The organism is Burkholderia sp. TSV86 (genome assembly GCF_001522865.1).
Lineage (GTDB): Bacteria > Pseudomonadota > Gammaproteobacteria > Burkholderiales > Burkholderiaceae > Burkholderia.
In genome coordinates, this window is sequence record NZ_LOWB01000103.1 from 35,940 (window position 1) to 50,111 (window position 14,172).

Annotated in this window: 11 protein-coding genes; 10 read left to right on the forward strand and 1 reads right to left on the reverse strand. The window is 63.9% G+C overall.

What is annotated here, in order from left to right:
- The first annotated feature begins 106 nt into the window (after window positions 1-106).
- The 10 genes from WS68_RS17535 to WS68_RS17585 all read left to right on the forward strand — a co-directional run bounded on the left by WS68_RS17535 (window position 107) and on the right by WS68_RS17585 (window position 12,664).
- The gene (locus WS68_RS17535) at window positions 107-2,029 is read left to right on the forward strand and encodes a PrkA family serine protein kinase (protein WP_059518353.1); all 1,923 of its coding nucleotides are present in this window, start codon (window positions 107-109) and stop codon (window positions 2,027-2,029) included.
- Window positions 2,030-2,151: 122 nt separating this feature from the next.
- Window positions 2,152-3,417 (forward strand): YeaH/YhbH family protein, encoded by a 1,266-nt coding sequence (locus WS68_RS17540; RefSeq protein WP_059571999.1) that lies wholly within the window; start codon window positions 2,152-2,154, stop codon window positions 3,415-3,417.
- The gene (locus WS68_RS17545) at window positions 3,417-5,093 is read left to right on the forward strand and encodes a SpoVR family protein (protein WP_059572000.1); all 1,677 of its coding nucleotides are present in this window, start codon (window positions 3,417-3,419) and stop codon (window positions 5,091-5,093) included. Before WS68_RS17540 ends, WS68_RS17545 begins: the two co-directional genes overlap by 1 nt.
- 270 nt (window positions 5,094-5,363) lie before the next feature.
- Window positions 5,364-6,668, forward strand: coding sequence for an MFS family transporter (locus WS68_RS17550; RefSeq protein WP_059572001.1), 1,305 nt, complete (start codon window positions 5,364-5,366; stop codon window positions 6,666-6,668).
- Window positions 6,669-6,974: 306 nt separating this feature from the next.
- Window positions 6,975-8,006: an ABC transporter substrate-binding protein gene (locus tag WS68_RS17560; protein WP_059572003.1), complete on the forward strand. Its 1,032-nt coding sequence runs from the start codon at window positions 6,975-6,977 to the stop codon at window positions 8,004-8,006.
- Between the two features lie 209 nt (window positions 8,007-8,215).
- Window positions 8,216-9,058: an ABC transporter ATP-binding protein gene (locus WS68_RS17565; protein WP_059572004.1), complete on the forward strand. Its 843-nt coding sequence runs from the start codon at window positions 8,216-8,218 to the stop codon at window positions 9,056-9,058.
- Entirely contained in the window at window positions 9,055-9,984 is a 930-nt protein-coding gene (locus WS68_RS17570) for an ABC transporter permease (protein WP_059572005.1), read from the forward strand. Before WS68_RS17565 ends, WS68_RS17570 begins: the two co-directional genes overlap by 4 nt.
- A 192-nt stretch (window positions 9,985-10,176) precedes the next feature.
- Window positions 10,177-10,992, forward strand: coding sequence for an ABC transporter substrate-binding protein (locus WS68_RS17575; protein WP_059572006.1), 816 nt, complete (start codon window positions 10,177-10,179; stop codon window positions 10,990-10,992).
- 179 nt (window positions 10,993-11,171) lie between these two features.
- Window positions 11,172-11,900: an amino acid ABC transporter permease gene (locus WS68_RS17580; protein ID WP_059572007.1), complete on the forward strand. Its 729-nt coding sequence runs from the start codon at window positions 11,172-11,174 to the stop codon at window positions 11,898-11,900.
- Window positions 11,901-11,902: 2 nt separating this feature from the next.
- Window positions 11,903-12,664, forward strand: a complete 762-nt coding sequence (locus tag WS68_RS17585) for an amino acid ABC transporter permease (protein WP_059572075.1) — start codon at window positions 11,903-11,905, stop codon at window positions 12,662-12,664.
- Here WS68_RS17585 and WS68_RS17590 read toward each other — a convergent pair.
- Window positions 12,649-14,103, reverse strand: coding sequence for a M23 family metallopeptidase (locus WS68_RS17590; RefSeq protein ID WP_059572076.1), 1,455 nt, complete (start codon window positions 14,101-14,103; stop codon window positions 12,649-12,651). The two genes, WS68_RS17585 and WS68_RS17590, sit on opposite strands and share 16 nt — an antisense overlap.
- Between the last annotated feature and the right edge of the window lie 69 nt (window positions 14,104-14,172).

Here is a 14,172-nt window from a genome sequence, read left to right on the forward strand (position 1 = left end):
TGCGTGAAAAATTAAGGAAATGGGTTTAGGATGAACTCGAACGATCCTGCTTCGACGCGATCTACATGAAGGCAAGATCGTCTTCAGACTCAGGCGAGGAGGTAGCATGGATATTTACGGCAGCTTCGCGAACCGCTTCGAAAAAACGCGAGAAGAAGAACTCTCGCTTGAGGAGTATCTCGCGCTCTGCAAGAACGATGCATCGGCTTATGCGACTGCCGGCGAACGGATGTTGGCGGCCATCGGGGAACCGGAGCAGATCGACACGCGCAATGACCCGCGCCTGTCGCGTATCTTTGCGAACAAGGTCATCAAGGTGTATCCGGCGTTTCGCGAGTTCTACGGGATGGAGGAGGTGATCGAACAGGTCGTCGCTTACTTCCGGCATGCCGCGCAAGGGCTCGAGGAGCGCAAGCAGATTCTCTATTTGCTCGGTCCGGTGGGGGGCGGCAAGTCGTCGATCGCCGAGCGTTTGAAGCAGTTGATGGAGCGTGTGCCGTTCTATGCGCTCAAGGGTTCGCCCGTCAACGAATCGCCGCTCGGCCTGTTCGATTACAACGAGGACGGTCCGATCCTCGAAGAACAATACGGGATTCCACGCCGCTACCTGAAAAGCATTCTGAGCCCGTGGGCGGTCAAGCGCCTGCACGAATACAACGGCGACATCCGGCGCTTTAGCGTCGTGCGCCGCTACCCGTCGGTGCTGCGGCAGATCGGCATCGCGAAGACGGAACCCGGCGACGAAAACAATCAGGACATTTCTTCGCTTGTCGGCAAGGTCGATATCCGCAAGCTGGAGCAATACGCGCAGGACGACGCCGATGCATACAGCTACTCGGGCGGCTTGTGCCTCGCGAACCAGGGCCTGCTGGAATTCGTCGAAATGTTCAAGGCGCCGATCAAGGTGCTGCATCCGCTGCTGACCGCAACGCAGGAAGGCAACTTCAAGGGCACCGAAGGATTCGGCGCGATTCCGTTCGACGGTATCATTCTCGCGCACTCGAACGAATCCGAATGGAAGGCGTTCCGCAACAACAAGAACAACGAAGCGCTGCTCGACCGGATTTTCGTCGTCAAGGTGCCTTACTGCCTGCGTGTGTCCGAGGAGATCAAGATCTACGAGAAGCTGATCCGGAATTCGTCGCTTGCCGAAGCCGTGTGCGCGCCCGGCACGTTGAAAATGATGGCGCAGTTTTCAGTGTTGACGCGGCTGCAGGAGCCGGAGAACTCGAACCTTTTCTCGAAGATGCAGGTGTACGACGGTGAGAACCTGAAGGATACCGATCCGAAGGCGAAGTCGTATCAAGAGTATCGCGACTATGCGGGTGTCGACGAGGGGATGACGGGCGTGTCGACACGCTTCGCGTTCAAGATCCTGTCGCGCGTGTTCAACTTCGATTCGGCCGAAGTCGCGGCGAACCCGGTGCATCTGATGTACGTGCTGGAGCAGCAGATCGAGCGCGAGCAGTTCCCGCCGGAGACCGAGCAGAAGTATCTGTCGTTCGTGAAGGATCTGCTCGCGTCGCGCTATGCGGAGTTCATCGGCAAGGAGATCCAGACCGCGTACCTCGAATCGTATTCGGAGTACGGGCAGAATATCTTCGACCGCTATGTGACGTATGCGGATTTCTGGATTCAGGATCAGGAATTTCGCGATCACGACACGGGCGAGAGCTTCGATCGCGCGGCGCTCAACGCCGAGCTGGAGAAGATCGAGAAACCGGCGGGCATCAGCAATCCGAAGGATTTCCGCAACGAGATCGTGAACTTCGTGTTGCGTGCGCGCGCGGCGAATGGCGGCAAGAACCCGGCCTGGGTCAGCTACGAGAAGCTGCGCGTCGTGATCGAGAAGAAGATGTTCTCGAACACCGAGGAGCTGTTGCCGGTCATTTCGTTCAACGCGAAGGGCTCGGCGGAGGAGCAACGCAAGCATGAAGACTTTGTGAACCGGATGGTCGCGAAGGGCTATACGCCGAAACAGGTACGGCTCCTGTGCGACTGGTATCTGCGCGTGCGCAAGTCGTCATGACGCGTGCCGTGCGACGCCCGCGCGGCCGCGCGCGGGCCCCCTGAGAGGCGCCGCCGCACATGCATGCGGGTCGCATGCGCGGCGGTGCCCCGGCATATCGACATTCGAGCGGGAGACCGGGTGTGCTTCATCAAATCATCGACCGCAGGCTGGCCGGCAAGAACAAGAGCATTGCAAACCGCGAGCGCTTCCTGCGCCGCGTGAAGAATTACATTCGACGCGCGGTATCCGACGCCGTGCGTGATCGCAGCATCAAGGACATTCAAAGCACGCAGAGCATCACGATTCCGCGCAAGGACATCGCCGAGCCGACGTTCCGGCACGGCCCCGGCGGGCGCCGCGAGATCGTGCATCCGGGCAACGCCGATTATGTGCGCGGCGACAAGATTCCGCGTCCGCCAGGCGGCGGTGGAGGCGGCGGCAGCCAGGCGAGCAACGAGGGGGAAGGTCAGGATGACTTCGTGTTCGAGTTGTCCCGCGAAGAGTTCATGCAATATTTCTTCGACGATCTCGAACTGCCGCGCCTGGTCAAAACCCATCTGCTGACGGTTCCGAGCTGGAAGAGCGTGCGGGCGGGCTGGGCGGCCGAAGGCACGCCGAACAACATCGACATTGTGCGCTCGCTCAGGAGCGCGCTGGGCCGGCGTATCGCGCTTGGCTCGCCGCTCGTCAACGAATTGCGCGAACTCGAAGCGAAGCTCGAGGCGCTGAGCGACGAACCCGGCGATCACCGTGTCGAGATGGCGCAGTTGGAAGAGGCGATCCATCATCTGAAGGGCCGCATCTGGCGGATTCCGTTCATCGATCCGTTCGACCTTCGCTACGTGAACCGGGTGAAACAGCCGCAGCCGTCGAGCCAGGCGGTGATGTTCTGCCTGATGGACGTATCGGGCTCGATGGACGAGCAGCGCAAGGATCTTGCCAAGCGCTTTTTCATCCTGCTGTACCTGTTCCTGAAACGCAATTACGAGCGCATCGAGGTTGTGTTCATCCGTCACCATACGCGTGCAGAGGAGGTCGACGAGGACACGTTCTTCCATTCGACCGAAAGCGGCGGCACGGTCGTGTCGAGCGCGCTCGAACTCATGCGCAAGGTGATGGATGAACGCTATTCGCCGACCGAATGGAACATCTATGGCGCGCAGGCATCGGACGGCGACAACTGGACCGATGATTCGCCGAAATGCCGCAAGATCCTCGACGACGATATCCTGACCAAGGTGCGCTACTTCGCCTACATCCAGGTGACGCCGGAAGAGCAAAATCTGTGGCTCGAATACGCGCAACTGGCGCTGTCGCAACCGCATCTCGCGATGAAGAAAGTGGAATCGGCCGCCGATATCTATCCGGTGTTCCGGGAACTCTTCGAAAAGCACGTGGAAACCTGATGACGACACGCCATTTGGATAACGAAGCACGCGGATATGAACCGCACCGCAACAGCGACGACGCATCGGAGCCCGGCGCGCAACACGGCGCGACGGCCGACACGGCGGCGCATTGCCTGCAAGCACCGGCGAGCGGGCCGAAGGAAGCGCGTATGAACGTTGCCGATCGCAAACCGTTGCCGTGCCCGTCCGATTGGACTTTCGAGCTGATCGAAGAGTACGACACCCACATCTCGCAGGTCGCCGAGCAATACGAACTCGACATCTATCCGATCCAACTCGAACTCATCAGCGCCGAGCAGATGATGGATGCTTACGCGTCGGTGGGCATGCCGGTCAACTATCGCCACTGGTCGTTCGGCAAGCATTTCCTCGCCACCGAGAAAAGCTACCGGCGCGGGCAGATGGGGCTCGCTTACGAGATCGTCATCAATTCGAATCCTTGCATCGCGTATCTGATGGAAGAGAATACGATGACGATGCAGGCGCTCGTGATCGCGCACGCGGCTTACGGGCATAACTCGTTTTTCAAGGGCAACTATCTGTTCCGGTTGTGGACGGACGCGCATGCGATCATCGATTACTTGGTCTACGCGAAGAACTACGTCGCCGAATGTGAGGAGCGCTACGGGCTCGATCGCGTCGAGGAACTGCTCGACTCGTGCCACGCGCTGATGAATTACGGCGTCGACCGCTATAAGCGGCCGCAAAAGCCGTCGCTTGCGAAAGAGTCGGAATTGCGGCGCGAGCGCGAAGCTTACCTGCAGTCGCAGATCAATGAGCTATGGCGCACGCTGCCCGGCAAGAAGCAGGAACAGGCGGAAGAGCAGGAGGAGCGCTATCCGCCCGAGCCGCAGGAGAACCTGCTGTATTTTGCCGAGAAGAATTCGCCGTTTCTCGAGCCGTGGGAGCGGGAGGTGATCCGCATCGTGCGCAAGATCGGCCAGTATTTCTATCCACAGCGGCAAACGCAGGTGATGAACGAGGGCTGGGCGACGTTCTGGCATTACACGCTGCTCAACACGATGTACAACCAGGGCAAGCTCGCGGACGGCTTCATGATGGAGTTCCTCCATTCGCACAGCAACGTGATCTATCAGCCGCCCGTGACGAAACCGTATTACAGCGGGATCAACCCTTACGCGCTCGGCTTTTCGATGATGAGCGACATTCGCCGGATCTGCGAGGCGCCGACCGACGAGGACTACAAATGGTTTCCGGAGCTTGCCGGCAGTCCGTGGCTGCCGGCACTCCATTACGCGATGCGCAACTTCAAGGACGAGAGCTTCATCGCGCAATATCTGTCGCCGCATTTGATTCGCGAGATGCGGCTTTTCTCGGTGCTCGACGACGATATGCGCGATGCGCTCGAAGTGTCGGCGATTCATGACGACAGCGGCTATCAGTATGTGAGGCAGGCATTGTCCCGTCAGTACGACATCCACCATCGCGAGCCGAACATTCAGGTGTGGTCGGTCAACACGCGCGGCGATCGCAGTTTGACGTTGCGTCACTTCATGACCGACAACCGGCATCTGTCGAACGACAGCGAAGAGGTGCTCAAGCATGTGGCGCGGCTCTGGCAGTTCGACGTGTTTCTCGAAAGCGTCGACGAATCGGGGACGGTCCGCAAGCGCTACGAGTGCCGCTACACCGCGCCGGAAATCCGCCTTTGATCTTCCGATGATCCGCGCGCGCCCGTCGCGGCGCGCAATCTTGCGCGAAACGCGAGCCGCCTGGCTCGCGTTTTCGCTTGATGCGCGCATGGTGGCCAAAATAACCGCCGGCCGCAGCGCGATATCCGGACCATCCCGTACATTCAGCCAACTTACATTTCGTTAAAATCGCTGCGCGCGACGCTGGAACCGGTATCACCGGCGCGTCCGGCCGGGCCGATGCGTCGATCGCCGGCAATTCGAGAAAATTTCAACCCGCAGAGACCACCCATGAATGATCGACTCGACCATGCCGCCGTCGCGCGGTCCGACGTGCGGCGACGCGTTCTCGCGATCGTTGGCGCATCGTCGGGCAATCTCGTCGAATGGTTTGATTTTTACGTTTACTCGTTTTGCGCGCTGTACTTCGCGCCCGCGTTCTTCCCGAGCGGCAATGCGACGACGCAGCTTTTGAACACGGCGGGCGTGTTCGCGGCAGGATTTCTGATGCGGCCGATCGGTGGCTGGCTGTTCGGCCGGATTGCCGACAAGCACGGCCGCCGCACCGCGATGATGATTTCGGTGCTGATGATGTGCGGCGGCTCGCTCGTGATCGCGGCGTTGCCGACTTACGCGCAGATCGGCGCGCTCGCGCCGGTCCTGCTGCTCGTCGCCCGGTTGTTCCAGGGGCTGTCCGTGGGCGGCGAGTACGGCACGAGCGCGACTTACATGAGCGAGGTCGCGCTCAAGGGGCGGCGCGGCTTCTTCGCGTCGTTTCAGTACGTGACGCTGATCGGCGGCCAGCTCTGCGCGCTTCTTGTGCTCGTGATTCTGCAGCAGGTGCTGTCCAGCGCCGAACTCAAGGCGTGGGGCTGGCGCATTCCGTTCGTCGCCGGCGCGGCGGCCGCGCTGATTTCGCTGTATCTGCGCAAGTCGCTCGACGAGACGTCGACTCAAGCGTCGCGCAAGGCGAAGGACGCGGGCACGATCCGCGGCGTCTGGCAGCACAAGGGCGCGTTCCTGACCGTGGTGGGCTTTACCGCCGGCGGTTCGCTGCTTTTCTATACGTTCACGACGTATATGCAGAAGTACCTCGTCAACACGGCGGGCATGCACGCGAAAACGGCGAGCAACGTGATGACCGCGGCGCTGTTCGTCTACATGCTGATGCAGCCTGTGTTTGGCGCGCTGTCGGACAGGATCGGACGCCGCACGTCGATGATCCTGTTCGGCTCGGGCTCGATGATCTGCACCGTCCCGCTGATGCATGCGCTCGGCGGCGTGACGAACCCGTATGCGGCATTCGGGCTCGTGATCGTCGCGCTCGCGATCGTCAGTTTCTATACGTCGATCAGCGGCCTCATCAAGGCCGAGATGTTCCCGCCCGAGGTGCGTGCGATGGGCGTGGGCCTGTCGTATGCGGTCGCGAACGCGGCCTTCGGCGGCACGGCCGAGTATGTCGCGCTGTGGTTCAAGTCGATCGGCAGCGAATCGATGTTCTACTGGTATGTCACGGCGCTGGCGGCGATTTCGCTCGTGGTGTCGTACCGGATGCGCGATCCGGGCAAGGAAGGTTATTTGCGCAACGAACCGTGAGGTCCGGCGCGGCCGCCGCCGGCGTCGGCAACGGCATGGGCGCGGTATGGGGCCGTCGAGGCACGGGCTGCCGCATTCGAGCCGGATGCCGCGCCGCGCGGAGGCGCGACGTTTCACGTCATTCACGTTTTCACGTCACACGGCGTTTCGTCTTCAGTGCGAAACGCCGTTTTTTCATATGCGTTGCCTCGAGCGCTGCGCCGCCGTTATCGCCGCAGCCGATAAGCGTAGCGAATTTGCTTCGTTGACCCGCACGCCGCGCCGCCACTAGATTCGCTGTCTCGACGGCATGGCTTGGGGGATTTCATGGCACGGATTGTTTTTTCCGCGCGGCGCGCGTTCGCGGCCGCGCTCGTTGCCACGCTTGCGGCGGGATCATGGCTGGCCGCGCCGGCGGCCCGCGCCGAAGGTCGCATCCGGATCGCCGAGCAGTTCGGCATCGTCTATTTGTTGCTGAACGTCGCGCGCGATCAGCATTTGATCGAGCAAGCCGGGCGTGCCGAGGGGATTTCGATCGACGTCGACTGGGTTCGGCTGTCGGGCGGCGCGGCGATCAACGATGCGCTGCTGTCGGGCTCGATCGACATCGCGGGCGCGGGCGTCGGGCCGCTTTTGACGATCTGGGACCGCACGCGCGGTAAGCAGAATGTGAAGGGCGTCGCGTCGCTCGGCAATCTGCCGTACTACCTCATCAGTAACCAGCCGCGCGTGAAGACGATCGCGGATTTCACCGAGCGCGACCGCATCGCGGTGCCGGCGGTCACGGTATCGGTGCAATCGCGCGTGCTGCAATTCGCGGCGGCGCAGCGCTGGGGCGATCGAGAATACAACCGGCTCGACAAGCTGACGCAAGCGGTTCCGCATCCCGATGCGACGGCCGCGATCATCGCGGGCGGCACCGAGATCAGCGCGCATTTCGGCAATCCGCCGTTTCAGGACCAGGAACTCGCGGGCAATCCGAACGCGCATGTCGTGCTGAATTCCTACGACGTGCTGGGCGGCCCAAGTTCCGCGACGGTGCTGTATGCGACCGAACGCTTTCGGCGCGACAATCCGAAGACTTATCGCGCGTTCGTCGCCGCGCTCGAGCAGGCCGCGCGCTACGTGCAGGCCAATCCGGACGGCGCGGTGGACGCGTACCGGCGTGTGAACCAAACGAACGCGGACCGCGCGCTGCTGCTGAAGATCGTGAAGAATCCGCAGGTGCAGTTCAAGGTCACGCCGCAGAACACGTTCGCGCTCGCGGCGTTCATGCACCGGGTCGGGGCGATCCGCAATGAGCCCAAGACCTGGCGCGATTATTTTTTCGACGATCCCGCGACGGCGCAGGGCAGTTGAGTGGCAGGCATCCGCTATGCGCTCAATGCGGCGCGAACGATATCGATATCGAAAATGCTTCGTTGTGCGCAATGGCGGCGGGTTTTATTCTGAACCCGTAGTTCGTGTGACACCTCCTTGACTGGGATTCTCGCCCGCTCGCGCAGCGGGCATTTTTTTGCGTGACGCGCGGGCGATCGATTCCGGCGGACTTCGATGGAGTACAGTGCATGGCGGCGCAAGCGCCAATCCTGTTGCCGCATTTGGGCGGCGCGACAAGCGGCAAGCTGCTCGCGATCGATCGCGTGACGCTCGAATACCGCAGCCGCGAGCGCGTCGTGCGCGCGACGCAGCAGGTAAGTTTCGACGTGTACGAAGCGGACCGTTTCGTGCTGCTCGGCCCGTCCGGTTGCGGCAAATCGACGTTGCTCAAGGCGATCGCGGGCTTCATCGCGCCCGTCGAGGGCACGATCGCGCTCGCGGGCGAGCCGGTGCGCGGCCCTGGTGCCGATCGCATCGTCGTATTCCAGGAGTTCGATCAGTTGCCGCCGTGGAAAACGGTGCACGAGAACATTGCGTTCGCGTTGCGTGCGGCGAGGAAGCTGCCGCGCGGCGACGCGGCGCGGCGCGCGGGCGAGGCGCTCGAAAAGGTCGGGCTGTCGGCATTCGCCGACGCGTATCCGCATACGCTGTCGGGCGGCATGAAGCAGCGGGTCGCCATCGCGCGCGCGCTCGCCATGGAGCCGCGCGTGCTGCTGATGGACGAGCCGTTTGCCGCGCTCGATGCATTGACGCGGCGACGCATGCAGCAAGAGCTGCTGCGTTTGTGGGACGATGCGCGCTTCACGCTGCTGTTCGTCACGCATTCGATCGACGAAGCGCTCGTGGTCGGCAATCGGATTTTGTTGCTGTCGCCGCATCCGGGGCGCGTGCGCGCGGAACTCAACAGCCATCATTTCGACGACGGCAGCGTCGGCCGAGCGGATTTTCAGCAAGCGGCGAACCGGATTCATCGGCTGCTGTTCGGCGACGGCGACGGCGACGACGCCCGCGAGGCCGGAGCCAGCGCATGAGCGCCCGGCCGCTGCCTCCCGTGCGGCGCGAATATGAGATCGCGCTCGATGAAACCGCATCGGCGCCGGCCGGCGCTGTTCGCGATGCCGCGCCGCACGCCGGCGGCCAGCACGCGCGGCCGCTGGCGCGCGGCGCCCGCCGTGCGTTGCTTGGCCGCCTGCGCGACGCCGGCTGGCTGCGCAAGACGGCGATCGCCATCGTATTGATCGCGTTGTGGGAAATCGCCGCGCGCGTGCTCGACAACGATCTGCTGCTGCCGACGTTCGGCGCGACGGCGCTCGCATTCGCGCAAGGCATTGCGAGCGGCGAGCTGCCGGCGAAGATCGCGGTGTCGCTATCGGTGCTGTTGCGCGGCTATGCGCTCGGCGTGGGCTGCGCATTCGCGTTGACCGCGCTGGCGGTATCGACGCGTATCGGTCGCGATCTGCTGACGATGCTGACCGCGATGTTCAATCCGCTACCGTCGATCGCGCTGCTGCCGCTCGCGCTGCTGTGGTTCGGCCTCGGCAGCGGCAGTCTGCTATTCGTGCTCGTCCATGCGGTGCTCTGGCCGCTCGCGCTCAATACGTTCGCGGGTTTCCAGGCTGTGCCCGCGACGCTGCGCATGGTCGGCCGCAACTACGGGCTGACGGGGCTGCGCCACGTCGTCGCGATCCTGATTCCGGCCGCGCTGCCGTCGATTCTCGCGGGTCTGCGCGTCGGCTGGGCGTTTGCGTGGCGCACGCTGATCGCGGCCGAGCTGGTGTTCGGCGCGAGCGCGGGCGGCGGCCTCGGCTGGTACATATTCCAGAACCGCAATGAGCTTTATACCGATCGCGTGTTCGCCGGGCTCGCCGCGGTGATCGTGATCGGTCTGCTGGTCGAGCACGGCGTGTTCGACGTGCTCGAGCGTGTGACGGTCCGGCGCTGGGGCGCGCAGCATTGAGCGTGGCGCGTGGGTGCGTCATAGCAGAAATATTGCTGAGTACAGCAGCATTTATTGGTTCGAAAAGGGTGCATGCACTGTTACGGTGACGGGCTCGCAGCGGCGACGCCGCTGCGCCGACTCCCGAGCCGATGCACGTCGCGCGCCGGCCCGCCGGATAAACCACAAGGCTCCATCAGAGAGATTGCACCAATGAAACTCAAGACACTCGCTACCTGGCTCGTCGGCTGCTCGCTGATCGCGGCTCATGCCGCCGCGCACGCGGACCGTCTGGACGACATCAAGAAAGCCGGCGTGCTGCGCGTCGCGACGTTCGACAGCAACCCGCCGTTCGGTTTCGTCGATCCGAAGACGAACCAGATCGTCGGCCTGGACGTGGACTACGCGCAAGCGCTGGCTGACAAGCTCGGCGTCAAGCTGAAGCTGCAGCCGACCAATCCCGCGAATCGCATTCCGTTCCTCACGTCGGGCAAGGTCGATCTCGTGCTCGCGAACTTCACGATCACCGACGAGCGTGCGAAGCAGATCGACTTCAGCATTCCGTACTTCGCGTCCGGCACGCAGTTCATTTCGAAGAAGGGCGTGCTGAAATCGCCGGATCAACTGAACGCGCTGCGTATCGGCGCGGACAAGGGCACGACGAACGAGATCGTCGTGCGCGAGAAGTATCCGAAGGCAACGATCGTCGCCTACGACGACACGCCGTTCGCATTCGCCGCGCTGCGCGCGGGCAACGTGCAGGCGATCACGCAGGACGGCCCGAAGCTGATCGGCTTGCTGGCGAACGTGCCGGATCGGCAGAACTATGAAGTGTCGTCGTTCGCTATTTCGAGCGATTACATGGGCGTGGGCATTCCGAAGGGCGAGACGCGGCTCGTCGCGTTCGTCAACGAGACGCTCAAGGGACTCGAATCGAGCGGGCGAGCGGCGCGGATTTACGATGCGTGGTTCGGCCCGGCCACCAAGACGCCGCTCGCGCGCATCTTCAAAATCGGCGACAAGAGCTGATCCGGATCTGACGTTCGGCCGGGGCGTTCGATCCGGACGTTCAATCTTCGCATCCGCCCCGGCGTTGGATCGACGATGCGTGCTCATGCACGCCATGCCGCGGCGCGCGCCGTATCGATGCGCACCGCGGCGCTTGCGAAGGAACCAACGGCCGCGTTCCGGCGGCCCATGCAAACGAAATGGATGGCTGGCTCGCTCCGAAGTATCTGATGTGGCTGTGGCAGGGTTTTCTGCTGACGCTGGGTTTGTCGCTCGCGGCGGCCGTGGCCGCGACGCTCGCGGGTTTTGCGCTCGCGCTCACGCGCGATGCGAGGGCCGCGCTGCCAGCGCGCGCCGTGGCCGCGTACATTGTCGCGTTCCGCAACACGCCGCTCGTCGTGCAACTGCTGTTTTGGTATTTCGGCGTGGCGTCGCTGCTGCCGGAGCACGCGATGGCGTGGCTCAATGCGCGGCATGCATGGACGTGGGGCGGCGTCACGCTCGTGCAGTGGCCGTCGTTCGAATTCGTCGCCGGCTGGATCGGACTGAGCCTCTATACCAGCGCGTTCGTTGCCGAGGAATTTCAAGCGGGCATTCGCGGCGTGCCGCAGGGGCAGCGTGACGCGGCGAGCGCGCTTGGGCTCACGCCGCAGCAGACGTTTCGCTTCGTCGTGCTGCCGCAGGCGGTGCGCATCGCGTTGCCGCCGCTGTTCGGTCAATACATGAATCTGATCAAGAATTCGTCGTTGACGATGGCCATCGGTGTCGCTGAGCTGTCGTATGCGTCGCGGCAGGTTGAAACCGAGACGTTTAAGACCTTCGCGGCGTTCGGCGTGGCGAGCGTGCTGTACATCGCGGCGGTCGCGGCCGTCGAGGCGCTCGCGCAATGGAGCGTCATGCGGCGCGAGCGCGCATTCACCGGGCGCTGACGATGGACTGGCCGATACTCTTCGACAATCTTCCGTATCTGCTGATCGGCGCGTTTCCCGACGGCCCGCTCGGCGGCGCCGCGCTGTCGCTCGTGCTGGCGATTGCCTCGGCGCTCGCGTCGGCCGTGCTCGGCGTCGCACTTGGCGTGGCGCTCGCGCTGTCGAGCGGCGCGGTGCGCGGCGCGCTCGTTGTCGTGATCGGCTTTTTCCGGGCGATTCCGGTGCTGATGCTGATCTTCTGGACGTACTTTCTGCTGCCGGTGCTGCTGCATGCGGATGTGCCGGGGCTCGCGGCCGTGGTGAGCGCGCTGTCGCTGATCGGCGGCGCCTATCTTGCGCATTCGGTGCATGCCGGCATTCGCGCGGCGGGGGCCGGGCAGTGGCAGGCGGGCCTGTCGCTCGGGCTCACGCGCTGGCAGACGGTCCGTTACGTGCTGTTGCCGCAGGCGGTGCGGATCATGACGCCGTCGTTCGTCAATCAGTGGGTATCGCTCGTGAAGGACACTTCGCTCGCGTATATCGTCGGCGTGCCGGAGCTGTCGTTCGTCGCGACGCAGATCAACAACCGGCTGATGGTGTATCCCGCGCAGATTTTCTTCTTCGTTGGCGTCATTTATCTGGTGCTCTGCACGACACTGGATTTCGCGGCGACACGGCTGCTCGCGCGCCGCCGCACGCGGCCGCCCGCACCGGAGCAACCGGCCGCGGCGTGCGCTGCCGCATCCGATGCGCGCGCTTCATGGCAACGTCACGACGCGGCATAGTGCGCGGCGAAGATCGCACGCAGTGTCGATGCGCCGGTTGTGCCGGTCGCGAAAGCGGACCACAGCGGCGCGTCGACACGCGCAAGCCCGGGCCGCCGCGTATCGTTTGCCGCGAGCCGCAGGCGCGTCTCGCTTGCCACGCGCCGGAACGCGTCGAGCTGCATCGCCGACAGCGTGTGCTGCGCGTTCGCGAGCGCGACGAGCGGATCGACCGGCTGATCGTCGATGCGGACCTCGAAATGCAAGTGCGGCCCGGTGGCCGCGCCCGTCGAGCCCACCGCGCCGACCCGTTGCCCCTGGGCGACGGGCATGCCGACCTCGAGCCCCGGCGCGAACGCCGACAGGTGCGCGTAATAGGTCGACGTCCGATCCGGATGGTCGATCACGACGTATTTGCCGTAGCCTTCGGGATCGGTGCCGATGAACGACACGACGCCGGCCGCCGCCGCATCGACGGGCGCGCCGGCCGGCGCGACGAGATCGACGCCGGTGTGCATCTGCAATTCCTGGGTGATCGGATGAATGCGCTCGCCGAAGTACGAACTGATGCGTGTGCTGACGACGGGCTCGACGAGCGACGGCGCATCGAGCGGCTGGCCGTCGAATGCGTAATACGCGCCGGCTGTCGCGCCCGGCGGCTTGAACCAGAGCATGCCGAATGTGCGGCCCGCGACGCGCAGATCGAGCGCGACCACGTGCGGCCGGCGCGGCGTGGCCGCATCGGGTGTATCGGCCGCGTCGGGAGCGGCCGATGTGCCCGAGTTCGGCGCGGAATCGAATGCGATCCGGTAATAGTCGCCCGGCTGCGCGCTCGCGTGCGCTTTCACGCGATTCATGATCAGATCGCCGATCTGAATGCGCACTTCAGGCGGCAGATCGATCTGGTTCAGCGTATCGGCGAGCGACTGCTCGATCGCGCCGGTGCGCACGCCGCTCGTGGCCGGCGTAAAGGCCGGGACGGCGAGCGAGAACGCGCCGACGTCGTAGCCGAGGAGTTCGCTGTGGTGTTCAGCGAGCGGCGCGAAAAGGCCCGGCCGCGCCACGCCGGACGGCGCGGGGCGGCTGGCCGGCGCGAAACCGGCGCCGGCCGGCAGCGCGTCGCCCAGCAGGTCGGGCCACGCGGCGCCCGCCTGAGCGCCGGCTGACGCCGCGCGTTGATCGATGATCTGCTCCAGCTCGGCTGTCACATAGCGCTGCGCGCTGGGGAACGGCGCGTCGGCGAGCACGCGCTGCGGCGCGCGCGCGGCATCGCGCGTTGACGTCGCGGGCGGCTTCGACACCGCTGGCAGCGCGGCGATGCCGAATGCGATCAGCGCGCCGATCGCGCTGGCAGTGGACAACTTGCGCTTGAATGCGGGCGGGCGCGGCAACGAGGCCGACGATCCTGCGGCGTGCGCGGTTTCATCGGCGGAAACGGTATGCAAGGATGGCTTGGCCAAAAGAATCCACATCCTTTAAAAATGCGTGGTTCGATCGAATAGGGGGTGGGTATGCGGCTGCGGACAGAC

What these genes read in the sequence shown, in the direction of transcription:
- WS68_RS17560 (WP_059572003.1), top strand. Translation starts at nt 6,975, where the DNA reads ATGGCACGGATTGTTTTTTCCGCGCGGCGCGCGTTCGCGGCCGCGCTC.
- WS68_RS17565 (WP_059572004.1), top strand. Translation starts at nt 8,216, where the DNA reads ATGGCGGCGCAAGCGCCAATCCTGTTGCCGCATTTGGGCGGCGCGACA.
- WS68_RS17580 (WP_059572007.1), top strand. Translation starts at nt 11,172, where the DNA reads ATGGATGGCTGGCTCGCTCCGAAGTATCTGATGTGGCTGTGGCAGGGT.
- WS68_RS17545 (WP_059572000.1), top strand. Translation starts at nt 3,417, where the DNA reads ATGACGACACGCCATTTGGATAACGAAGCACGCGGATATGAACCGCAC.
- WS68_RS17550 (WP_059572001.1), top strand. Translation starts at nt 5,364, where the DNA reads ATGAATGATCGACTCGACCATGCCGCCGTCGCGCGGTCCGACGTGCGG.
- WS68_RS17570 (WP_059572005.1), top strand. Translation starts at nt 9,055, where the DNA reads ATGAGCGCCCGGCCGCTGCCTCCCGTGCGGCGCGAATATGAGATCGCG.
- WS68_RS17575 (WP_059572006.1), top strand. Translation starts at nt 10,177, where the DNA reads ATGAAACTCAAGACACTCGCTACCTGGCTCGTCGGCTGCTCGCTGATC.
- WS68_RS17535 (WP_059518353.1), top strand. Translation starts at nt 107, where the DNA reads ATGGATATTTACGGCAGCTTCGCGAACCGCTTCGAAAAAACGCGAGAA.
- WS68_RS17585 (WP_059572075.1), top strand. Translation starts at nt 11,903, where the DNA reads ATGGACTGGCCGATACTCTTCGACAATCTTCCGTATCTGCTGATCGGC.